Below are 21,145 nucleotides of genomic sequence, written 5' to 3' on the forward strand. Positions count from 1 at the left end.
GCTGAATGATAGAACAAATAATGTCTATCTGTCATGTAAGGCGCTGTCGGTTGACGTTGACGCGACGTCAGTCGGGTTGGGGTGGCAACCAGATCGGACGACGGGTATGCACGAAGGCGGCTCGGTCGTTATTGACGGGTGGCCATTCCGGTGATCTCTTCTGCAAGAACGCGGTAAAAGCTTCGATCTGCTCGGCAGTCCCGATGGATGACCAGTAACCGGTGACGTCGACGGGGGGTAAGGCGCGGGCCATTTCGCGTTTCATTGCTGCACGTGCGGCGGGACCGGTCTTGCGAACTCGATCGAGCAGAGTGGCGACCTCGGAAAGAAGGGTGTCGTGCGGCACGACCTTGCCGACCAGGCCGAGTCGCTCCGCCTCGGCCGCATCGATCCAATCATTCCCGTAAATAAGGTGATTGGCCCGCAGCGTGCCCAGTCGCTGTGGCAGTCTCGCGGCAACGAACGCCTCATACACGCCGCGGGTGAGGTCTGGCACGCGAAATCGAGCTTTATCGGAGGCGACAACCAGATCCGCGAACAACGTCATGACCAGACCCCCACCGAGCGCGATGCCGTTGACCGCGCACACGACGAGTTTGGGAATCTTGCCCAACGTTTCGAACGGCGTCCCGTCGTAGGACTCGGTGAAAGCATCCCACCGCCGGTCCGGGTTCTGGTCGGCGTTCATATCCCCGCCGGCGCAGAAGGTTTCGCCAACGCCGGTGATCACCAGAAAATTCAAGGCGGGCTCATCGGCGACGATCATGGCCGCCCGTTTGATTCCGTGATAGCCGTCCGCAGTGACGGCGTTCTTCTTTTCGGGCCGGTTGATCGTGACGATCAACGTGTCGCCCTCGATCCGTCCGGCGAGCTCAGGCGCGCCCAGGTCAACATCGGTTGAATGCGGCAGAGCGGTCATTTGTCCTCGATTATCGCGAGGAGGGAACCTACGTCGTAGGAATTTCCGACGTCGGCCTTCCAGACAACCACGCCGCTTGCCGGAGCTTCGATGTCCATCTCCACCTTGTCCGTGGCAATCTGATATAGCAAGTCGCCCTCCGCAACTCGCGCGCCGTCGGCAACGTAGCGCCCGGTCAATTCGGCTTCGGTGATCGCGTCACCCGGCTTGGGCATGCGCACCTCTGTCACACGATCCTCCTGATGGCGTCGGCGACACGGGCGGCGTCCGGGCGGCAAGCGGCTTCCAAGGTCGCGGCCCGCGGCACCGGTGTGTAGCTGCCGGCCACCCGTTGAATGGGTCTCTCGAGAACGTCGAACAATTCGGTCCCCGCCGCGGCCGCGATCTCAGCGCCGGGTCCGCAGAACCCGACCGATTCGTGTGTTACGACCAGGCGGCGCGTCTTGCGAACCGATTCGAGCACTGTGGTCAGATCCAATGGCACGAGGGTCCGCAAGTCGACCACCTCGACCGAGACACCCTCGTCGGCAAGGCGATCAGCCGCGTCCAGCGCCGCGTGCACCGTAGCTCCGTAGGTGCAGATGGTCACGTCGTTGCCGACACGCTTGATGTCGGCCTGCCCCAACGGGATCACATAGTCGGCGGTCGGGACTGGTCCTTTGCCGCCTCCGTAAAACAGCTTCATCGACTCGACGAACAGGCAAGGATCATCCTCTGCCAGACACGCATTGAGCAGGCCGACGGCGTCTGCGGCGGTACTGGGCCAGACGACCTTGATACCCGGGGTGTGCATCGCCCAGGCTTCGAATGCTTGCGAGTGCTGTGGGCCCGCGGCGGTGCCCACCATGACGCGGATGATCATCGGCGCGCCCTGCCGGCCGCCGGACATGTAGCGAATCTTTGCCGCATGGTTGGCGATTTGGTCCATGGCGACTCCGAGGAAGTCCATGAACATCAGCTCCGCGACCGGCCGCAGTCCACCGAGAGCAGCTCCGAGTGCGGCGCCGATGATTGAGCTCTCGGCGATCGGGGTGTCGCGGACCCGGTCGGCACCGTACTTCGTGGACAGCCCCGCTGTGATCTTGAACATGCCGCCAGCCGGGTCGGCGATGTCTTCCCCTAGCAGCACGATCGATTCGTCGGCGGCCATGGCGCGGTCTAGCGTGCGGTGAATCGCTTGCACCAGGCCGAGATCCTCGGTGTCGCCGTCCGGCACGCTGGCGCGCTGGACCACGGGTGCGGCCAATTCGGTGCCGTTCCCGGCGAAGACATCGAGGTTGAGTTCGTCGACCGCCGTCGGTTCGGCGTCGCGCGCAGCGGCGAAGGCCGCATCGATCTCGGCAATCAGCTCGGCATCGACGCGGTCCAGTTCGGCCTCGGTGGCCGAGCCGTTGTCGATGAGATGTTGCCGGTACCGCGCGAATGGGGGGTCCGCGCGCTTGGCCGCAAGCTCGTCGGGGTCGGCGTAGGTCATCTGGTCGCCGAAGTAATGCCCCTGGAGGCGGTAGGCGACGGCCTCGACGAAAGACGGGCCGCCACCAGAGCGCGCACGCTCGACGGCCTCCGTGACTGCCTGGTAGACGGCGTGCGGATCGGTGCCGTCGACGGTCACGCCGGGCATCTGGTAGCCGGCGGCACGATCGGACAGTCGCGTCGAGCGCGTGTAGCCCGCCACGGGGGTGCATTCGGCCCACGCGTTGTTCTGGCAGAAGAACACCACCGGTAGCGCCCACAACGCCGCCATGTTCATCGCTTCGTGGACGTAGCCGATGCTGGTCGCGCCGTCTCCGAAGCTAACCAGCACGATTCGCCCGGTGGATTTCATGGTTTCGGCCAGGGCAATCCCGTTGGCGATCAGGGGTCCCGCGCCGACGATGCCTGTGGTCCAGGCGATCCCGTGGTCAGGGTCGAAGATGCCCATTGCCCCCGCCTTGCCTTTCGACAAGCCGGTGCTTCGTCCGAGAATCTCGGCAAAATATTTTGGCAGGTCGATGCCTTTGGCAACCACGTCGCCGAGGCCTCGATAAGTGGTGACCAGCTGATCGTCGTGCGCGAGAGCCAACGCTGCGCCCGCCGACATCGCTTCCTGGCCCTCCACCGGCCAGTAACTCATCGCAATCTCGCCTGATGACAACCCTTTTCGAACGCGTCGGTCACTGTGGTGCACCTTGCTCATCAACCGGTACAACTCGAGAGCTGGGTCGCTGCTCAACGATGGAATCCCGGTATCTACCTGCGTGGCCACCACTTGCTCCTTCGCGATGTGCGCTCAGCGGCGAGTATACAATATTACGAAGTTTGTTCATTCGTCCGACTGGCGGCCGCCAGTTTCTCTGCCAGCAGCATCCGGTCGAAATAACAGCGCTCAAGGACCAGGTCGGGTCCGTCGAAACCGAACAGATTCACACTCAACATGTCGAAAGAAGTGCCGGGTGCGGTTGTTCGGGTCTCCACGATCAGGCCGTGTTCGCCGTGATAGACCGCCTCGGCGGTGTAGCGCAGCGACGGCAGGTCCGCCCACTGCTTCAACAGCATGGCGCGCACCGCGTCATGTCCGTCGAAAACCGCGCCGGTAGGGATGATCTCGTAGCGCGGCCGGGTGAAGGTGGCCAGCGCCGCGTCCGCGTCCCGCGCATTCTCGGCGGCGACGTGGCGTAGCACCAGGTCCTCGCGAACCCGTTGCAGGCCGGGATCCGGAATCATCGCTGCCGCTCGAACACCGCGAGATTGCGACCGTCATCCAGCGGCACCCAGGCCAGTCCGACGCGCTCACCCACCGCGGGCGGCGGGCCAAACACACTGGACATCAGCCGAACTCCCTCGTCGAGATCCACCAAGACCACCGAGTAGGGGACCTTGTCGGCCAGCGCGGGTAGCGCCGCGCGGTGGTGCACGCTCACCGCGTACACGACACCGCCTCCGCTCAGTTTTTCCCACCGTAGCGACAATCCCCCGCAGTGCGGGCAGACAAACCGTGGGTACCACACCAGGCGGCTGCACGATTCACACCGCTGCATCGTCAGTTCGTGTCGTCGGGTGGCGTCCCAGAACGGTGCCGAAACGGCACTGGGTTCGGGGACCGGCAGCTCAGCGCTCACAGTGTGTCCTCCGTTCCGAGAATCACGGTCGAGGTCGCCGACAACACCCCGCCGGTGCCGTGTGCGACCGCGGTCTTCGCGTCGGCTACCTGTCGTTCGCCGCACTCGCCCCGCAGCTGCCGGGCGGCCTCGACGAGCAGGAAGGCGCCGAACGCGCCCGGGTGCGTGTAGGCAAGCCCGCCGCCGGTCGTCTGGCCGGGCAGTATCCCCCCGGGCGCCAAAGCGCCGTCGCCGACGAATGCTCCACCTTCGCCTTTGGCGCAGAAGCCAAGGTCTTCGAGGGCGAGCAGGACAGTGATGGTGAACGAGTCATAGAGTTCGACAACGTCGATGTCACCAGGATCGAGCCGGGCCGTCTGGAATGCGGCCGGGCCGGACACCGCCCCGGGAGTGACCGTAAGATCCGGCATCTGCGAGATCATCGCGTGCGACGCGCAAGAGGCCGCGCCCAGGACGAACGCCGGCGGCCTGGCCAGATCGCGGGCGCGCTCTGCGCTGGTGAGCACGATCGCCGCGGCGCCGTCGGTCACCAGGCAGCATTCCAGCTTGTGCAGCGGTTCGGCGATGAACCCGGAAGCCAGCACGTCGTCCACGGTGATCGGGTCGCGCAGGTAGGCGCGGGGGTTCAGCGAGGCCCATCGTCTGGTGTCGACGGCGATCTGAGCCAGCTGCTCGGCGGTGGTTCCGTAGGTCGCCATGTGGCGGTTGGCGGCCAGTGCGTAGGCGCTGATCGGCAGCATCACTCCGGATGGCGTCTCCCACTCGAGGCGTTCCGGGGTGGCGAAAACGCCGAGTCCCTTTTCGCCCCGTTTTCGGGCCGCGCGCGGCGTGGATGCGTACACGATCACGACCGTCTCGGCCGCACCGGTCGCGATCGCGGCCGCGGCGTGTTCGACGTAGAGTCCGTAGCTGGCCCCGCCGGTCTGGGTGGCGTCGGTGAATCGCGGTGTGATTCCCAGGTATTCGGCTAATTCGACGGAATGCATCAGCGATCCCCCGGTGCAGGTGCACAGCCCGTCGACATCGCGTAGCGACAGGCCCGCATCAGCCAGCGCGGCAGTGACCACGCGTGCCTCGAGTTCCCGCAGCGCAACATCGATCACACCCGTCGACGAAACCTCATCGGCCACACCGACGATGGCGGCAGCGCCGCGGACGTCATCAGTCACGTACACACCTCTTTCATCCGGACACCCCATCAAACAATTCGCGGATACCGGGCTGGCTGACCTTCAGCGACGGCGTGCGGGGCAACTCGTCGACGATGATCAAGTGGGCCGGAACCTGGTAGCTGCTGAGCCGTGCGCGCAGAAACGCAAGGAGATCGTCGGACGTGGCCTGGCGGCCGTCGGCCAATTCGACCGCCGCGACCGGGACTTGGCCCAGGCGTTCGTCGGCCAGGCCGGTGACGCCCGCGTCGCGGACCGCCGGATGCGTACGCAGGACGTTGACGATATCGGCCGGCGTGATCTTGAAGCCGCCGCGAATGATGACGTCGTCGCTGCGCCCGTCGATGAACACGAAACCGTCGGCATCCACTCGGCCGACATCGGTGGTACGCACCCAGTCCCCACCGGTGGTGCGTACTTCGATTCGGCCCTGCGCTCCGGGGGCCACCTCGGTGCCGTCATCGATGGAGATGACACGAATCTCGCGCCCCTGCTGCGGCCGTCCCACGCTTCCCCGCTTGGTGGACGCCCACTGCCGGTGCAGCGCGAGGTTCCAGCCGGCGACACCGCCGGCGAATTCGGTTGCCCCGTAGGACGGTAGGACCGCGACGTCGTAACGCTCCTCGAATGCTGTCTGCACGTCCACCGGCAGATGTGCGGTACCCGACGTCACCACCTCGACGCTGGAGAACACCTCTGGCGGCACATCGGCGTCCAGCACCATCGCGAGCGCGGACGGCACCAGACTCACCGCGCGCGGGCGGTGTCGCACCACCAGGTCCACGAAGTCATTCACCCGAAATCGTGCTAGAAGGGCAATCTTTCGGCCTTCGCAGAGGTTGTGCAGGGTTCGGAACAGGCCAGACATGTGCACCAAGGGCGCCGAGACTATCGCGACGCCCGAACGCAATTTGAGTTCAGGCGTTCGGTTTTGGCTGTAATGCCTGCCCGCCGCGGTCAACGTGTGTTCGAACGCGCTGTAGGACAGTGGGATACGCTTGGGTGGTCCGGTGGTGCCACTGGTCAGCATCAAGACCGCTGTGGGATCGGCGCCGACGGCGATGTTCCGGTCTGGGTTCGCGGTTGGAGCTTCTAGCCCGGCTACGGGTACTGCCTGCGCCGGATTGAGCGTGACCCGCAACCCCAGTGAGCCGGCCGCGGCGTCGATGACGCCGGTGCGCTGCCAGTCGGTCTCCATCGCCACCAGCGCCGCCAGTCGCAAGCCGCGGATGTCTGACGTCAGTCCGGTGTCACCGTGTGACGGGTTGATCGTGACGACGCAGGCACCCGCCTGCAGCACACCTAGCATTGCCCCGATCGCGGCGGGATGGTTTCGCAATATCAGGCCGATGGCGGATCCTTCGCCCAAACCGGCTGTGGTGAGGTATTTTTCGATTCCGGCAGCGACATCCGCTAGCGATTGCCACGTCGACCACTCACCCTCGTACTCGATCGCGGGTGCCTCGGGGTCGAGCGCCAGAACCGCGCGGATGCGGTCGGCCAGCCGCTGGCTCAAACCGCAGCTGCCGCGAGTTCGGAGGCCGCCGGGATCACCTCTTGGGCGAACAACTTCATCGAGTCGTATACCTTGGAGCGTTCCATCGCACCGCCGCGCGACATGCGCAGAATGATGTTGCGCCAACCCATGTCGATGACGGTGTGCATCTTGTCGATGATGCGTTCCGGGTTGCCCATCAGCGTCAGGTGTGAATTCAGTACCTGCTCGTAGCTCTGCTTGTCGTGCTTCTCGAACCAGTCTGCGTAGGCCTTGTAGTCGGCCGGTATCTCCCCGCCGCGTTCGAACGGGTTCGAATACTTGCGATGGGTCTCGATCGACAACTCCACACTCCGGCGGGGATAGCTGCGGGCGAACCCGTCGTCTTCGTGGCAGAAGGCGTTCAGTAGTGCCCAGACGTTGCCGGTGGCCGCGTCGAGTCCCTTCTTGGACTGCACATCCAGGTAGATGTCCAGTGCTCCCTTCAGATCCGGGTCGACCTGGTAGGGGTTGCCGATGATCGCACCGTAGCCCTTGTCGGCAAGCCATTCGAAGCTCGACGGCGTCTTCATCACCGTGCCCCAGACGGGAATCTTCCGCCGCGGTCGCGGATAGATGGTCACGTCCTCAATCTGGAAGTACTTGCCCTGATAGCTGACATTCTCCTCGGTCAGTAGGCGGTCGACGATCTCTACGCATTCCTGGTACCTGCCGGTGGCCTCATCCATCGAGATGCCGAAGCCCCTGAACTCGTGCGACTGATAACCACGGCCGAACCCCGCGTCGAAACGGCCACCGGAGAGGACGTCGACAACGGCGATCCGTTCGGCCAGTTGGATCGGGTCGTGGAAGGGCGCGACCATGCATGCGGTCCCGATTTGGATGCGCTCGGTCTGCGCGGCGATGGCCGTCGCGATCTGCGGGAGGTCGGGCAGCATGCCGTACGGGGAGAAGTGGTGCTCGGCCAGCCATACCTCGTCGTAGCCGAGTTCTTCTGCCCAGCGCGCCTCCTGCAACACATTGGCCAACACCTCACGCTCACTGAGGTGATTGGGCTTGTCGCCGAGGATGAACACACCGAACTTCATGTCGGTCCTTCCCGCAAGATAGACCTGGCAAAACTAGTTGCAGTTACTGCCACTATATTGCACGATTGAACAAATAGCGTCAATTCGTACATAGCTGGGAGACGCCGTGACCCTGTCCGACTCCGTGGTCGGAACCACGTTGGAATCGACGACCTTTCAGTGGGATCAGACCGATGTAATCCTCTACGCGCTAGGGGTCGGTGCTCGCCCCCCGGCCGAGCTGGCCCTGCTGAACGAGGCGTTGGGTCCGGCGGTACTGCCAACCTTTGCGCTCATTGCCAATTGGTGGGCCGTCAAGGATCTGCGGTCCGTCCTTGACCTCGGTACGTTTCCGATCGTGCACTCCGCGCAAGCGCTGGAACTGCACCGGCCGATCGGGCCGTGCGGTGAACTGAGCGTGCAGGCCACGGTGTCTGCGGTGTGGGACACGGGCAAGCATGGCGCCGTGGAGCTGACCGGCCACGGCACCGACGCGGACGGCACCGTTTTCGTAACCCGATCACAGACGATGGTATTGGGCGCAGGCGGTTTCGGCGGTACCCGTGGACCCGCACCGCAGCCGGATCCGGACGTCGCGCCGGACACATTCTTCGAGGACGTCATCCGTCCGGAGCAGGCGGCGATCTATCGGCTGTCCGGCGACCGCAATCAGCTGCACATCGACCCAGAGGCGGCCCGCAAGTACGGCTTCGACGACGTCTTCCTGCACGGGTTGTGCACGCTGGGATTCGCCGCGCGTGCCGTCATCAACACCATTGGCGGCGGTGACCCGCAAGCCTTGACGTCCGTGAGCTGCCGGTTCGCCAAGCCGGTCAAGCTGGATGCCCCACTGCGCACCGAGATCTGGCAAACCGGAGACTCCGTGCGTTTCCGGACCCTGCAGGGTGATGTCGTGGCGTTGAGTTCTGGCACCGCTGCCGTAGCGGGTGTCGTGGCAGGGGTTTGATTGTGGATCAACGACGGGCCCGTGGACTGCGCAACCGCCAGGCGCTGATACATGCTGCGCTGGAACTATTTGCCGTGCATGGCTACGAGGCGACCACCGTCGAACAGATTTCTGCTGCCGCGGGCGTGGCGCCGCGCACGTTCTTCCGTCACTTCGCCACCAAGGATGACATCCTGTTCGACGGATATGTCGAACGGCTCCGCGAGGCCACCCGCCGGTTTCGCGCCTCGCGCTCAAGCTCATTGTGGGGGGCGCTCTTCGAGGCGTCTTCGGCTGTGGCAGAGGCGATTATGAACCAGCCGGAGATTTTCGTGGTTCGCGCGCGGATGTACCACAGCGTGCCGCCATTGCGCGCGACCATGTTGCGGATCAACGAGGACTGGATCGACCAGCTCACCGCCGAGGTTGCCCGGTGGCTGAACAGCGATGCGGATTCAGACCTACGGCCCCGACTGGCGGCGGCGTTGATCAACGGTGCTAACCGCGCTGCCATTGATGCGTGGGTCGCCGGTGGTGGGGAGGGTGATCTGTGCGAATTGATGGCCGAGTCCGTGAAACTGGTGCGGCCGTCCATCGAGGCGATCGAGAGCTCAGCATCGACCGGAGGACAGGGAGGTGGACAGCGTGTCGGCTGAAGCCCGTCCGCTCGCGGTCGTCACCGGAGGAGCACGGGGGATTGGGGAAGCGATTGTCGCGGAACTGATATCCGCCGGCCACCGGGTGGTCGTCGTGGATATCAATGCGAAAGCCATTGCACGGGCTAGTGACTCGGATGCCGCCCGAGCGGGATTACTCATCCCGCTGGCGTTGTCCATCACCGACCGTGCCGCGGTGGAAGATGCATTGGCCGGCCTGGCCGAGCAACATGGGCCCGTCAGCGCGCTGGTCAACAACGCCGGGATGACGCTATCGGGATCGTTTCTCGATCAAACCGATGAGGACTGGGACCGCATCGTCGATGTCAACCTCAAAGGCACATTCGTCGTCTCGCAGGTTGCCGCCCGACAGATGGTGGCTGAAGGTGGTGGGTCGATCGTCAACATCAGTTCGGTGTCGGCCCACGGTGTGCGGACCGGTCCGCCGGCGTATGCGGCCGCCAAGGCCGGAGTGGAAGGCCTGAGCCGGCTGATGGCCGTGCAGTTGGGGGAGCATGGCATACGGGTGAACACGTTGGTTGTCGGGACCACGGCGACTCCGTGGCTGTTGTCGCGAAAAAGCGAGGAAGAGTTGGCGAAGATGCGTCAGAGCACCCTGACCGGTCAACTCGGCGACCCGGGTGATGTCGCCGGAGTGGCGGTCTTCCTGTGCTCACCGGCAGCCAAACACATTACCGGGCAGTTGATTTCGGTGTCGGGGGGGCAATGGATGCCGTGAATGTCGAGCAAGACGGTCGCAGGGAGTCGAGGTCAGGGGATGCCGTGGAACTGAAGAGAATCCTGTTCGAGGTCAGCGAGCACGTCGCGACGATTACCATCAACCGTCCGGAGCGACTCAACGCCACCGATGACCTGACCCGTACCGAACTCGGCATTGCGTGGGCGCGGGTGCGCGACGACCCCGACATCCGGGTCGCCATCATCACCGGTGCCGGCGACCGCGCTTTTTCTGCGGGGCAGGACGTTCGGGCCACCGCGGAAAGCGGCATCCGCAATAAGGTTCCGGGTTCGCGACTGCACCACAACGTGTGGAAACCGGTCATCTGCGCGCTCAACGGAATGGCGGTCGGCGGCGGCCTCCATCAGGTCGCCGACTCCGACTTGATCATCGCTGCCGAACATGCGGAACTGATCGACACGCACCTTGCCGTCGGCAACGTATTCGCGCTCGAGGCCGCCGTGTTGCTGCGCCGGATGCCGCTGTCGATGGTCATGCAACTCGCGCTGATGACCAAGAAGGGGCGCATCAGCGCCCAACGGGCCCACGAGATCGGTTTGATCAACGAAGTCGTACCGGCCGATCGCCTGCAGCAACGGGCACGCGAAATCGCGCTCGACATCGTCAAGCTTTCGCCGGCCACAGTGCAGGCGTCTATCAAGGCGATGTGGGCCACCCTCGACGTGGGACTGCACGCGGCCCACGACGTGGCGTACCGCTACGTGCTGCAGCACCAGTTGACTCACCCCGACTACCGGGAAGGGATGCTGGCCTTCGCCGAGAAACGTGAACCGCGATGGGTCGTTGAATGACCCAGCCCCGTCAGCCGAGCCAGCCCCGGCGAACATTCAGCTACGACCCACTGCCATACCCGGCGGTCATTCCGGCAATGCTGGCCGATGTGGTTGCCGCCCATGGCGGTAACGACTTCATCGTCTCCGCGGTGGGCGACGGCAACGTCGCGCGGATCACCTACGCGCAGGCTGATTTCCAATCCGCAACCATGGCGCGCAAACTCATTGCTGCAGGTGTTACCAAGGGCGTTCGGGTCGGAGTGATTGCCCCGAACGGGCCCGAGTTCGTCGTGGCTCTTCTTGCCGCGACCCGAATCGGTGCGGTGGCGGTGCCGATCAACACGTTCTTTCAGGCGCAAGAGCTGCGGTGGGTACTCCGCGACGCCGACATCCACACCTTGCTGTCGGTCGATTCGCTGTTGGGCAAGGATATGTTGGCGCGGGTGTCCGATGCGGTCGGGCCCGCCGACAGGCTTCCGACCCCAGATGGGCAGCTGGCTGTGGCGCGACTCCCGCAGTTGCGCAACGTCTTACCGCTCGGTGAAACCAGTCGAAGTTGGCCGACGAACTGGCCCCAGCCGGTGCCCGAAGCCTTCCTGCGGGCATGCGAAGCCACGGTGCGACCGTCCGACGATCTCGTCATCATCTACACATCGGGGAGTACGTCGGATCCCAAGGGCATCATTCACACTCACGCGACCGTGATCACCCATTCGCGTTTCATCGCCACCCAGCACGAGTGGAAACCGCATGACCGGGTCTACGTTCCCATGACTTTCTTCTGGGTTGCCGGGCTGGTTTTCGGCCTGTTGGGACCCATGCAAACCGGGCTGACGATACTCACCGAGCACAGATTCGACGCCGGCGAAGCGTTACGTCTGCTCGAATCCGAACGAGCCACCTACGCAACGGGTTTCCCGCATGTCGGGACGGCGCTCGCGAACCACCCCGACTTCGCGTCCACCGATCTGTCCAGCCTGCGCGAGGGATACCATCAGGTGCTGCTACCGCCCGAATCGCGTGCCGCAGATCCCTCGTTGCGGACAACGCAACTCGGTATGACCGAAACGTGCAGTTCGCACACATGGTGGCCGCCGCACGAACCGCTTCCGGAGGCAAAGCGCGGCTCGCTTGGTATCTCCGGACCCGGCTACGAGCACCGCATCGTCGACGAAACCGGTGCGGTGGTGCCAGACGGCACTGTCGGAGAGATCTGCGTGCGGGGCGCTGCCATGATGCGTGGCATGGTCGGACGTCAGCACGCCGAACTGTTTGACGCCGACGGCTGGTATCACACCAGGGATGCCGGGTACCTCGACGACGACGGGTTCCTGTACTTCACCGGGCGTGGCGACGAGATGATCAAGACATCAGGAGCCAATGTCGCACCCCTGGAGGTGGAAGCGGTGCTCGCCCGTATCGACGGGGTCCGGATCGCTTACGTCGTAGGCGTTCCCGACCCAGACAAGGGTGCATTGGTCTGCGCCGTCGTCGTGCTCAACCAAGGACGCCAAGCCTCGGCGGAAGAACTCACCGCGGCATGCCGAAAAGAACTGGCAGCATACAAGATCCCAAAAAGATGGGTCATCCTGCCCGACACGGACAAGTTGCCTTACACCACCACAAACAAGATCGACAAGAATCGGCTGGTGCAGCGGCTCACGTCAGGAGAGCTGACGTGACCGAGGAGGGGACGCTGGCCGAACTGCAGGCGCGTATCGCGCGACTGGAGGCCCTTGACGAGATCCGACAACTGGCGGCCAAATACGCGGTGGCCCTGGACATGCGCGACTTCAACAGCTTGGCCAATCTTTTCGTCGACGACGTCGGCCTACCGGGCAAGCGCCAAGGCCGTGCGGCGATGCGGGAGTGGTACGACACTGAGATCCGGCGCTCGCTGATAGGCAGCGCCCACGGGATTCTCGGCCATGTGATCGACATCCACGACGCCGACACCGCCAGCGGGCTCGTGTACTCACGCAATGACCTCGAGACCGAATCGGCCTGGGTCATCGAGCTGTTGGCGTATCTGGACTCATACGTGCGGCGCGACGGCCATTGGTACTTTCTGCGGCGCACACCGCTGTTCTGGTATCAGAGCGACATCACCGATCCACCCGTCGGGCCACACAAGATCCGCTGGCCGGGCGCCGCGCGCCACGACGGTGCATTCCACGATGCATTCCCGTCCTGGGAGGAGTTCTGGAATGCCGACCCGGGACGTTTCGACGCACCCGTGCCCGCTCCGGCTCCCGTAGGGGAGTGGTTACGCACCCTGCGTCGTGGTGCCGACGTACCGCGGGTTAACCCCACCGGTCGAGCGGGAGATTCGAATGACCGGCACTAACTTGAATTTCGCCTTCACCGACGAGCAGAACGAGTTGCGTCGAACGGTGCGTTCGTTCCTGGAGGTCAAGGCCAGCGAGGCGCAGGTTCGTCGACACATGGAATTGCCGCTCGGGTACGACCCGGCCCTGTGGGCACAAATGTCCGATGAGTTGGGCCTGACCGGGCTGGCCATCCCGGAAGAGTTCGGGGGCCACGGTTTCACCTTTGTCGAACTCGGCATCGTCGTGGAGGAAATGGGCCGGGCTCTGCTGCCGTCGCCGTATTTCGCATCCATAGTCCTGGGGGCCAACCTGCTCCTCCATTGCGGCGATGATGCGGCACGCCACCGCTACCTCCCGGGAATCGCATCGGGCACCACCGTCGCGACCCTGGCGGTCACCGAGGAATCCGGTCGTTGGACGCCCGACGCAGTCCAACTGCGGGCGCGCAGGGAAGGCGACGAGTGGTTGCTGGACGGCGCCAAGACGTATGTGCTTGATGGTTGTGCCGCCGAGGTGCTGTTCGTGGCTGCTCGGACGGATACCGGCCTCTCGCTGTTCGCGGTCGACCGGTTCGGGCGCGTCGTGCGCCGGCAGCTGTCGACCCTGGATCCGACCCGCAGGCAGGCCCGTGTCGAATTCGATTCCACTCCAGCTACTTTGGTCGGGACGGAGGGTAACGCCTGGCCGGTGCTGATGCGGACCCTGGCGCTCGGCTCTGCGGCGCTGGCGACCGAGCAGGTCGGCGGGGCGCAGCGCTGCCTCGAGATGTCTGTGGATTATGCAAAGGTGCGCAAACAGTTCGGTAAGCCCATCGGGTCTTTCCAGGCCATTCGGCACAAGTGCGCCGACGTGTTCGTCGATGTCGAATGCGCGCGCGGCGTTGCGCATTACGCGGTGCGCGCGGCGGCTCAGCTCTCGGAGGAACTTCCGGCGGTGGCGTCGCTGGCCAAGGCCTGCAGTTCGGATGCGTATGCGCGTGCCGCGGCGGCAAGTATTCAGATTCACGGCGGGATTGGCTTTACTTGGGAGCATCCCGCGCATCTGTACTACAAGCGCGCGAAATCCTCCGGGCACCTACTCGGCGACGCCAACTTTCACCGCGCACTGCTCGCCGACGAGGTCGGGATCTAAAGCTTAGAAGTCGGTGCCCCCATCGATGTTGATGGCCGCACCGGTCATGAAGGCCGCCCGCTCACCCAGTAGGAATGCAATCAGTTCGCCCGCTTCGTTCGGTAGGCCGCCACGACCCAGGGCGACCCGCATGTTCCAGTCTGGATTGCTTGCCAGATGCGTGTAGATCGCGTCTTTTTCTGGCACACCGTATTCCGCCGCGCGCTGGGCGCGAATGAAGTCGTTCACTTCGGTGTCGAACAGACCCGGGCACACCGTGTTCACCCGGATACCGTCTGGGCCGTGCGTTTTGGCCAGAATCTTCGACAGCGTCAGCACCGCGGCTTTGAGCGCGTTATAGGGCGGAATCAAGATCTTGGGTGCCCTGACGGAATACGCGGCCGTGGTCACGATCGTTCCGCCTCCGTTGCGCTGCAAGTGCGGAATGATCGCGCGACAGGAGCGGACCGTCCCCATAAGGATCAACTGGTAGTACCAGTCCCACGACTCGTCGCCGTGTTCGAGGAATGGGCCCTGCTGATTCATCGGGCCCGCGGTGACGGCGAGCCCCCGGAGCGGACCCAGCGCGGCAGCCGCCTGGTCGATGGCGCGCTGGACACTATCGCCGGTGGCGGCAACGTCAACGGCGATGCCGACCGCAGCTACACCGTGCTGGTCGCTCAACTGCGCGGCCCGGTCGCTGGCACGAGTCCCGTCGCGAGCCAACAGCGCCACGTTGGCTCCATTACCAGCGAGTTGCTCGGCGGCCGCGAACCCGATTCCGGTGGTGCCACCCACCAGAACGAAGTTGCGCTCCGCTACGCCCAGGTCCACCCGCCGTCCCTTCTGCGCGCATCGTCCCGGGGCCACGGCATATGCCCCGGATCAGCATCCTGAACAACAGAACGAATTATGTCATAATGATTACCGCTATCGCGGGTCGCGCAGGGCGGTGCTGCGGCTGGCGGAACAATAGGCGCACGTTTGTCGCGTGGCACGACTATTGGCGAGCGGGTTAGCGTGGCGCGAGGAGCGAGAATGTCGACGGAACGGATCAGCGCAGAGCCCGACTCGGCCGACGAGTTCGACCGCAGGGACCAGATCCTTGAGGCGGCGAACGAATGCTTCGCCCAACTCGGTATTCAGCGGACCAGTGTTCAGGACGTTGCCCGAGTGGCGAGCGTCTCGCGCGGTACGGTGTACCGCTATTTCGAGGACCGTAATGTGTTGATCGGTGCCGCGATTGAGTTCGGTGCGCAGCGTTTCTACCGTGAGGTCGCTACTGCCATGGCAGCAAAGACCACCCTCGCCGAGCAGGTCGGTGCCATGGCGGAAACGCATGCGCGAATACTTCTCGACCATCGCACGCGCAACCGTCTGATGGCTGATGACGCGGAGTTGATGCGGATAATCATCTCCGACGGGGATACGGCTGTTCGCCGTTCGACGGCATTTCTGATGCCCTATGTCCGCGATGCACGTGAACGAGGCGAGGTCGGCGCCGGCGTCGACGTCGCTGCCGCCAGCGAATGGCTGGCTCGGATCATCTACTCGTTCGCTACCGTCAACGAGGCGCAGACATTCGACATGTCCAAACCGGATACCGTCGGTCGCTATGTCGAGACCTTCGCCGTCAACGGCCTCCGGTGAGCAGAGCCATGGGCGAACGGACTTTGCGCGGTAAGCGTGTCGCGGTGGTCGGTGCGTCAGCCGGCATTGGGCGCGCCTTTGCCGTGCGTGCCGGCAAGGAAGGCGCGGAATTGCTTGTCGCCGCACGCCGCCAAGGACGTCTGGAGGAGGTCGTGGCCGAGGCGGGCCGGGGTAGCACGGTGACCGCCGATGTGCGCAACGCCGACGATTGCGCGCGCATCGCAGCCGCGGCTCGCGACACGCTGGGTGGCATCGACTTGCTGTTCATCTCAGTCGGTTACGCACCCTTGCGGATGTTTGTCGACACCTCCGCTGCGGACTGGTTCGACGTGATGCAGACCAACGTGGTCAGCATCCATCAGGTGATCAGGGCCTGTCTGCCGGCGCTCACACCCGGTGCGATCGTGGGCGCACTTTCCTCGGAGACGGTCGGCCAGCCCCGGCTCGGTCTCGGCGCCTATTCAACGAGCAAGGCCGCCCTGAACGAGAGTCTGAACGCTTGGCGCACCGAGCATCCCGATTTTCGTTTCTGCTGTGTCACGGTGGGGGGCACCGTGCCTACCGAGTTCACGGCGGCGTTCGACACCGAATTGCTGGGGACCGTCGTTCAGGATTGGATCGCGCGAGGTCTGCTGCAAGAGACCTTGATGACACCCGACGAGGTCGCCGACATGCTTGCCGGTGTCTTCGCCAGCGCGTTGAACTGTCCTGTCGTCAGCCCCGAGCAGCTGGTGCTGCGTCCACCCGCAGCGGTGGTGAAACCTGCAATGGCGTGAAAGGTCAACGATGACAGCTCAAGTCGAATCGGCGTGGCCGGATCACCCGGGGTACCGGATTGATGTCACCCGGTACCCGCACGCCGGCCAAGTGTGGCATGGCGACGTCCTCGTTGCCGAGAGCGACCGCTGCCTACTGGTCACCGAGAGCGACCACGAGGACCGCCTGTACTTCCCTGAGTCGGATGTTCGCTGGGATCTCTTCGTGCCGTCGGATCACGCCACCGTGTGCCCTTTCAAGGGTCGCGCCAGTTACTGGACCTTGTCCGGTGCGGACCCGGTGGTCGAGAACGTTGTCTGGGCATACCGCACGCCACTACCCGAGGTGGCCGATATCGCCGGCTACGTATCGTTCTACGACGATGTGCTGCGGGTGGTTGTTGTCGAAAGCTGGCCGGACGGCAGTAAGGTTGCCACCAACTTCCCGCTGTGGGGCGATGCCGAGGAGCTGCGCCGGCTCATCGATGTCGAGCCCGCAGGCGATGGCCGGTTCGTCGGCCCAGCGCACGGGCCGACCCGTCGCAATGTCGTCGAGGGTGGCCAGCTGCTGGGGGAGGCTATCGTTGCCGCATCTAAAACATTTCCAGCACAACGGGTTACGTCCACCTCGATGATCTTCAACAAGGCGGCCGCATTCGATGCGTCGGTGGACCTCACTGTCGATGTACTGCGCCGGGGCAGGTCCTTCTCGTCGGCCGAAGTACGGATCAGCCAGCACGGCAAACTGCGTAGTGCCGCGATCGTCCTTGCGGACTCGGGCGCGCGCGATGTCATTCGCGACACTGAGGGCATGCCGGATGTCCCCGGGCCTGAGACAGCGGTGGCATTTCCGGGCTTCGGGATGACGGGTCGCGAAATCCGGGTGGTGGACGCGGCCTACGACCCCGATCCCGACCGGATTGGCCCTCCGGTGATCAACGTGTGGGTGCGGTTTCGGGAAGCGCCGCGGGAACGATCCTTGCAGTCGGCCCTGCTGGCGCAGTCGACGACGCACTGGATCATCGCCGCGGGCATGCGACCCCACCCGGGTTTCGGCGAGGCTCGTGCGCACATCACGCTGTCGACGGGGATCATGAAGGCCGACATCGCTTTTCACGACGACGTCGACATCGCGGACTGGCTCTTGTACACCAACCATGCGTTCTGGGCGGGTCGTGGTCTGGTGCAAGGCGATGGGCGGGTTTTCACTCGCGATGGCCGCTTGGCCGCGTCGTACACGGTGCAGGCGATGGTCCGCGACTTCGCGGCGGATCCTGCCGCCATCGGTCACGACAGCAGGACGGCAATGTAACGGGTCGCTCCGCGCCACGCGCAAGGAAGCCCGCTTGCGTTCGCATCTTGAACTAGGAGGCTCACGGTCATGACTGCGACCACAACGGTGCGTTCCCGGAATCCTTCCCAGGCTCTTTCCCGCAACGCCAGGGCGGCCGGTTCGATCGTCAAGCCGTTGGCCGTTTCGGCACGCCTGAGGTCCGTCCCACTTGGCCGCGCGGCTGACACCCGCATAATTACTTGATCTCCATTCGTTGCAGCGAGGAAGGATTCGGATGTCACTTAGCGGCCAGACCGACAGAGATTGGCGGGTTCTTGTGGGGGCGCTCGTCGTGGGAATCGGACTGGCCCACTTCGTCTTCCCGGCGCATTTCGACCCGATCAACAAGATCGCCTTCCCCGAAAATCCCCGGCCGTACACCTACATCAACGGGGGTTTTGAAACACTAATCGGCCTAACCCTGCTCGAGGCGAGGAAGCGGAATCGCTGGAAGGTCGTCGGCGTCGCGTACGTCTCCTACTTGCTCTTAAACCTGGTCCGTGCCAGGGCTGTACCGCGATTGCGGGTCAGCGCAAGCCGTTGACGGCAAATTTCTCCACGTAGCGACGGACGGTTTCGGGCTTCGACATGTCGAAGCTCAGACCCTGGTTGACCGTGTTGAAGGAGTAGATCATGCGGGCCAGCCATTCGCTGGCGGCGGTGATATCGACTCCCGCGCCCACTTCGCCGCGCTTCTGGGCATCGCGCACATAGGGTTCCAGAAACTTCGTGGTGCGCCGAACCGCGGAGTCGCCGTCGGAAATCATGTGGCGCATGAGCTCGGAGTCATCCGCCATGAGCCGATTGCGGGTGCGGTGTTCGAGCAGGATCCTCGCGTTCGTCTCGGCCATCGCACCGAGTTGTTCGGCCAGCGTGTTCTTCTGCGCCATCGCGGCGGCGACTTCGCGATAGAAGCGTTGGGCGCCATGCTCGATGGCGGCCTCGATCAATACGTCGCGGTCGGCAAAATAACGGTAGATGGTGCCGCGGGAGACTTTGGCCATCCGCGCGACGTCCTGCACACTGGTGCGCTGGATGCCCAACTGGGTAAAGCATTCGTTCGCGGCGTCGAGAATCTGGTCGCGGCGATCAAACTCGTCGGCGACCTCCGCTTCGCCAGTGGCTCGGTCCGTCAACATGCACTCCTCCGACCAACAGTCATAACCCATTCATGCTACGTGAGGGAGAGGCACCACTATGGCAGCGCGCCGACAGGCCGACCGCGCCACCGATGTAAACGATAATTCACAACATGTACCCTTGTTGATAATTCGGCCGACCCGAAATGAGGTCCAAGTGGCGCTATTATCGTTGGGCTGCTAGGGCTTTCGTATGGGGGTCGGGCAGGCTAGGTCGGCGATAGTGGGACCGGCGGACTTGCGCGGTCGGACAGCGATGATCACCGGTGCCAGCGGAAGTATTGGACGGGTGCTGGCGCGGCGATATGCACAGTGCGGCGCCAATGTCGTCCTGGTGGCGCGTCGCGCCGAGCAACTGGTGGAGACGGCCCGACTTGTGGCAGACGAGGGCGGTGAATCGCTGGTGGCGGTTGCCGACATCTGTGATGAGGATCAGTGCCGCGATGCTGTCGGCCGGGCGCTTTCGCGCTTTGGCCGCCTCGACGTGCTGGTGAACAATGCGGCGGTGCCCGGTACGGACCAGGCGGTCAGCGAAGCGACCGTCGCGAATTGGCGAGAGGTGCTCGAGACAAACCTCATCGCACCCATGGTGCTGTCCCGAGAGGCCCTGCGGCAAGCCATGATTGGCAGCGGCTGCGGAAATATTCAGTTCTTTTCTTCGGCCGCGGCGAGGCTGGTGCGTACGAAAAAAGCCCACTATGCGGCCGCGAAATTGGGACTGAGTGCGCTGGGCCAAACGCTTGCCATGGAGGTCGGCTCGTTGGAAATTCGAGTCAACACCATAGTGATCGGCGCGGTGGCCGGCGAGTTGGTCGACAACTACGTCGCCAAGGTGGCTGTCCAAGAGTCCGCCGCCCCGGAAAGTGTGCGGCAACGTTTGGCATCGGCGAATGCGTTGGCGCGCCTGGTCGAACCGCAGGAAATTGCCGACGTCTCGGTGTGGCTGGCCTCCGACGCGGCCTCAGCGATCACCGGGCAGGACATTTTCGTGACCGCGGGCCAACAACGGTAAGTGGCAAGCCGACCCTTGGTGAGCCCAAGGATGGTCCACTAGGCAGCGCGCTGAGGATCTGCAAGAATTGAATAACTGTACGGAAAGTGTTCAACTGTTACATCACGTCAAGTCTTTTTCAAGGAGTCGCCGTTGTCCCGGTTGGAAGGCCGAAACGCGCTGGTCACCGGCGGGGCTCAGGGTCTGGGCCGTGCGATCGCCCGATCGCTCGCCGGCCTGGGAGCCCACGTGACCGTCGTCGACCTCAACGAGGCGAAGGGGCGCGAATGTGTTGACAGTATTGGCGCAGCAGCTGGCTCGGCGTCTTTCGTCAAGGCTAATGTCGCGCGCCGGGAAGACATCGAAGCCGCTGTGCACCACGCCGCCGACATCGGCGACGGTCGGATCGACGTGATGGTCAACGCGGCCCAGTTCTTTGCCATGCCAAAGGCGTTGGAGCTGGTCACCGAAAAGGATTGGGAGTTGTCGGAAGCGACCGGCCCAAAAGCGACGTTTCGGTTCATGCAGATCGGCTTCCCGTTCCTGCGCGCCTCCGGCCGGGCATCGGTGATCAATTTCGTGTCTGGATCTGCACTGGGTGGCATCGCCTACACGGCGCCCTACTCGGCCGCCAAGGGTGCGGTGGCCGCGCTGACCAAGGTGGCCGCCAACGAATGGGCGCGCCACCGGATCCGGGTCAACGCGCTGTGCCCGTTCGCCCTGACTGAGGCTCAGGAGTCGATGATCGGCACGGAATGGGACAACTACACGCGGACCGCGGTCGCGTCACCGATGAGGCGCGGTGCCGACCCCGAAGCCGAAATCGCGCCGGCGGTGGCCTTTTTGGCCAGTGATGATGCGGCCTTCGTTACCGGCACGGTGCTGCATGTCGACGGCGGAATGACCGAGCTGTCGACGGTGGACTACTCGCAATCGCCGGGCGTGTTCGGGTAA

The 21,145-nt window shown here is 64.0% G+C and carries 23 protein-coding genes and 1 pseudogene; 13 read left to right on the forward strand and 11 right to left on the reverse strand.

The window, feature by feature from the left end:
- Positions 1–67 precede the first annotated feature (67 nt).
- The 9 genes and pseudogenes from G6N68_RS05790 to G6N68_RS05825 all read right to left on the reverse strand — a co-directional run bounded on the left by G6N68_RS05790 (position 68) and on the right by G6N68_RS05825 (position 7,769).
- Entirely contained in the window at positions 68–919 is an 852-nt protein-coding gene (locus G6N68_RS05790; protein ID WP_163709026.1) for an enoyl-CoA hydratase/isomerase family protein, read from the reverse strand.
- On the reverse strand, positions 916–1,149 hold the full coding sequence (locus tag G6N68_RS05795) for a biotin/lipoyl-containing protein (RefSeq protein ID WP_163709029.1): 234 nt from the start codon (positions 1,147–1,149) through the stop codon (positions 916–918). Before G6N68_RS05795 ends, G6N68_RS05790 begins: the two co-directional genes overlap by 4 nt.
- A complete protein-coding gene (locus tag G6N68_RS31975) occupies positions 1,146–2,135 on the reverse strand; it encodes an alpha-ketoacid dehydrogenase subunit beta (protein ID WP_371871676.1) in 990 nt (329 codons plus the stop codon). Before G6N68_RS31975 ends, G6N68_RS05795 begins: the two co-directional genes overlap by 4 nt.
- A gap of 96 nt (positions 2,136–2,231) precedes the next feature.
- Positions 2,232–3,095: pseudogene (locus G6N68_RS31980) on the reverse strand (thiamine pyrophosphate-dependent dehydrogenase E1 component subunit alpha); the annotation flags it as partial.
- 113 nt (positions 3,096–3,208) lie between these two features.
- On the reverse strand, positions 3,209–3,622 hold the full coding sequence (locus G6N68_RS05805; RefSeq protein ID WP_240355393.1) for a nuclear transport factor 2 family protein: 414 nt from the start codon (positions 3,620–3,622) through the stop codon (positions 3,209–3,211).
- On the reverse strand, positions 3,619–4,017 hold the full coding sequence (locus G6N68_RS05810) for a Zn-ribbon domain-containing OB-fold protein (RefSeq protein WP_240355394.1): 399 nt from the start codon (positions 4,015–4,017) through the stop codon (positions 3,619–3,621). Before G6N68_RS05810 ends, G6N68_RS05805 begins: the two co-directional genes overlap by 4 nt.
- Complete coding sequence (locus G6N68_RS05815) at positions 4,014–5,186, reverse strand: acetyl-CoA acetyltransferase (RefSeq protein ID WP_240355395.1); 1,173 nt, start codon at positions 5,184–5,186, stop codon at positions 4,014–4,016. The genes G6N68_RS05810 and G6N68_RS05815 overlap by 4 nt, the downstream gene beginning before the upstream one ends.
- A 13-nt stretch (positions 5,187–5,199) precedes the next feature.
- Positions 5,200–6,702 carry a class I adenylate-forming enzyme family protein gene (locus tag G6N68_RS05820; RefSeq protein ID WP_163709038.1) on the reverse strand — a complete coding sequence of 501 codons (1,503 nt, stop codon included), beginning with the start codon at positions 6,700–6,702 and terminating at the stop codon, positions 5,200–5,202.
- Positions 6,699–7,769, reverse strand: coding sequence for an LLM class flavin-dependent oxidoreductase (locus tag G6N68_RS05825; protein ID WP_163709041.1), 1,071 nt, complete (start codon positions 7,767–7,769; stop codon positions 6,699–6,701). The genes G6N68_RS05820 and G6N68_RS05825 overlap by 4 nt, the downstream gene beginning before the upstream one ends.
- Positions 7,770–7,875: 106 nt before the next feature.
- Here G6N68_RS05825 and G6N68_RS05830 point away from each other — a divergent pair, with 106 nt between their 5' ends.
- From G6N68_RS05830 to G6N68_RS05860, 7 genes are read left to right on the forward strand one after another with little or no spacing between them, the layout of a single operon-like run.
- Positions 7,876–8,715, forward strand: coding sequence for a MaoC/PaaZ C-terminal domain-containing protein (locus tag G6N68_RS05830; RefSeq protein ID WP_163709044.1), 840 nt, complete (start codon positions 7,876–7,878; stop codon positions 8,713–8,715).
- Between the two features lie 2 nt (positions 8,716–8,717).
- Entirely contained in the window at positions 8,718–9,350 is a 633-nt protein-coding gene (locus G6N68_RS05835; protein WP_163709047.1) for a TetR/AcrR family transcriptional regulator, read from the forward strand.
- Complete coding sequence (locus G6N68_RS05840) at positions 9,340–10,089, forward strand: SDR family NAD(P)-dependent oxidoreductase (protein WP_163709050.1); 750 nt, start codon at positions 9,340–9,342, stop codon at positions 10,087–10,089. The genes G6N68_RS05835 and G6N68_RS05840 overlap by 11 nt, the downstream gene beginning before the upstream one ends.
- Before the next feature lie 44 nt (positions 10,090–10,133).
- On the forward strand, positions 10,134–10,901 hold the full coding sequence (locus tag G6N68_RS05845) for an enoyl-CoA hydratase-related protein (RefSeq protein WP_163709052.1): 768 nt from the start codon (positions 10,134–10,136) through the stop codon (positions 10,899–10,901).
- Positions 10,898–12,565 (forward strand): class I adenylate-forming enzyme family protein, encoded by a 1,668-nt coding sequence (locus G6N68_RS05850; protein ID WP_163709054.1) that lies wholly within the window; start codon positions 10,898–10,900, stop codon positions 12,563–12,565. The genes G6N68_RS05845 and G6N68_RS05850 overlap by 4 nt, the downstream gene beginning before the upstream one ends.
- Positions 12,562–13,230 (forward strand): nuclear transport factor 2 family protein, encoded by a 669-nt coding sequence (locus tag G6N68_RS05855; RefSeq protein ID WP_240355396.1) that lies wholly within the window; start codon positions 12,562–12,564, stop codon positions 13,228–13,230. Before G6N68_RS05850 ends, G6N68_RS05855 begins: the two co-directional genes overlap by 4 nt.
- Positions 13,217–14,344 carry an acyl-CoA dehydrogenase family protein gene (locus tag G6N68_RS05860; protein ID WP_205351254.1) on the forward strand — a complete coding sequence of 376 codons (1,128 nt, stop codon included), beginning with the start codon at positions 13,217–13,219 and terminating at the stop codon, positions 14,342–14,344. The genes G6N68_RS05855 and G6N68_RS05860 overlap by 14 nt, the downstream gene beginning before the upstream one ends.
- A gap of 3 nt (positions 14,345–14,347) precedes the next feature.
- On the opposite strand, the gene G6N68_RS05865 is transcribed toward G6N68_RS05860, so the two are convergent.
- Positions 14,348–15,157: an SDR family NAD(P)-dependent oxidoreductase gene (locus G6N68_RS05865; RefSeq protein ID WP_163709058.1), complete on the reverse strand. Its 810-nt coding sequence runs from the start codon at positions 15,155–15,157 to the stop codon at positions 14,348–14,350.
- A gap of 150 nt (positions 15,158–15,307) precedes the next feature.
- Here G6N68_RS05865 and G6N68_RS05870 point away from each other — a divergent pair, with 150 nt between their 5' ends.
- The 4 genes from G6N68_RS05870 to G6N68_RS05885 all read left to right on the forward strand — a co-directional run bounded on the left by G6N68_RS05870 (position 15,308) and on the right by G6N68_RS05885 (position 18,605).
- On the forward strand, positions 15,308–15,973 hold the full coding sequence (locus G6N68_RS05870) for a TetR/AcrR family transcriptional regulator (RefSeq protein ID WP_240355397.1): 666 nt from the start codon (positions 15,308–15,310) through the stop codon (positions 15,971–15,973).
- A gap of 8 nt (positions 15,974–15,981) precedes the next feature.
- Positions 15,982–16,749: an SDR family NAD(P)-dependent oxidoreductase gene (locus tag G6N68_RS05875; protein ID WP_163709060.1), complete on the forward strand. Its 768-nt coding sequence runs from the start codon at positions 15,982–15,984 to the stop codon at positions 16,747–16,749.
- Between the two features lie 10 nt (positions 16,750–16,759).
- Positions 16,760–18,040, forward strand: a complete 1,281-nt coding sequence (locus G6N68_RS05880) for a DUF427 domain-containing protein (RefSeq protein WP_163709063.1) — start codon at positions 16,760–16,762, stop codon at positions 18,038–18,040.
- A 256-nt stretch (positions 18,041–18,296) separates the two neighbouring features.
- A complete protein-coding gene (locus G6N68_RS05885) occupies positions 18,297–18,605 on the forward strand; it encodes a hypothetical protein (protein WP_163709065.1) in 309 nt (102 codons plus the stop codon).
- On the opposite strand, the gene G6N68_RS05890 is transcribed toward G6N68_RS05885, so the two are convergent.
- Positions 18,589–19,200 (reverse strand): TetR/AcrR family transcriptional regulator, encoded by a 612-nt coding sequence (locus G6N68_RS05890; protein WP_163709068.1) that lies wholly within the window; start codon positions 19,198–19,200, stop codon positions 18,589–18,591. The two genes, G6N68_RS05885 and G6N68_RS05890, sit on opposite strands and share 17 nt — an antisense overlap.
- A 223-nt stretch (positions 19,201–19,423) precedes the next feature.
- Between G6N68_RS05890 and G6N68_RS05895 the strand changes: the two genes are divergently transcribed.
- Together G6N68_RS05895 and G6N68_RS05900 are read left to right on the forward strand one after the other, a co-directional pair.
- A complete protein-coding gene (locus tag G6N68_RS05895) occupies positions 19,424–20,212 on the forward strand; it encodes an SDR family NAD(P)-dependent oxidoreductase (protein WP_240355398.1) in 789 nt (262 codons plus the stop codon).
- A 132-nt stretch (positions 20,213–20,344) separates the two neighbouring features.
- Entirely contained in the window at positions 20,345–21,145 is an 801-nt protein-coding gene (locus tag G6N68_RS05900; protein ID WP_163709074.1) for an SDR family NAD(P)-dependent oxidoreductase, read from the forward strand.

It is taken from the genome of Mycobacterium bourgelatii (assembly GCF_010723575.1).
GTDB lineage: Bacteria > Actinomycetota > Actinomycetes > Mycobacteriales > Mycobacteriaceae > Mycobacterium > Mycobacterium bourgelatii.

Excerpts from the sequence above, each read along its gene's own strand:
- G6N68_RS05790 (WP_163709026.1), bottom strand. The coding sequence starts at position 919 with ATGACCGCTCTGCCGCATTCAACCGATGTTGACCTGGGCGCGCCTGAG.
- G6N68_RS05805 (WP_240355393.1), bottom strand. The coding sequence starts at position 3,622 with ATGATTCCGGATCCCGGCCTGCAACGGGTTCGCGAGGACCTGGTGCTA.
- G6N68_RS05825 (WP_163709041.1), bottom strand. The coding sequence starts at position 7,769 with ATGAAGTTCGGTGTGTTCATCCTCGGCGACAAGCCCAATCACCTCAGT.
- G6N68_RS05850 (WP_163709054.1), top strand. The coding sequence starts at position 10,898 with ATGACCCAGCCCCGTCAGCCGAGCCAGCCCCGGCGAACATTCAGCTAC.
- G6N68_RS05860 (WP_205351254.1), top strand. The coding sequence starts at position 13,217 with ATGACCGGCACTAACTTGAATTTCGCCTTCACCGACGAGCAGAACGAG.
- G6N68_RS05875 (WP_163709060.1), top strand. The coding sequence starts at position 15,982 with ATGGGCGAACGGACTTTGCGCGGTAAGCGTGTCGCGGTGGTCGGTGCG.
- G6N68_RS05880 (WP_163709063.1), top strand. The coding sequence starts at position 16,760 with ATGACAGCTCAAGTCGAATCGGCGTGGCCGGATCACCCGGGGTACCGG.
- G6N68_RS05885 (WP_163709065.1), top strand. The coding sequence starts at position 18,297 with ATGTCACTTAGCGGCCAGACCGACAGAGATTGGCGGGTTCTTGTGGGG.
- G6N68_RS05890 (WP_163709068.1), bottom strand. The coding sequence starts at position 19,200 with ATGTTGACGGACCGAGCCACTGGCGAAGCGGAGGTCGCCGACGAGTTT.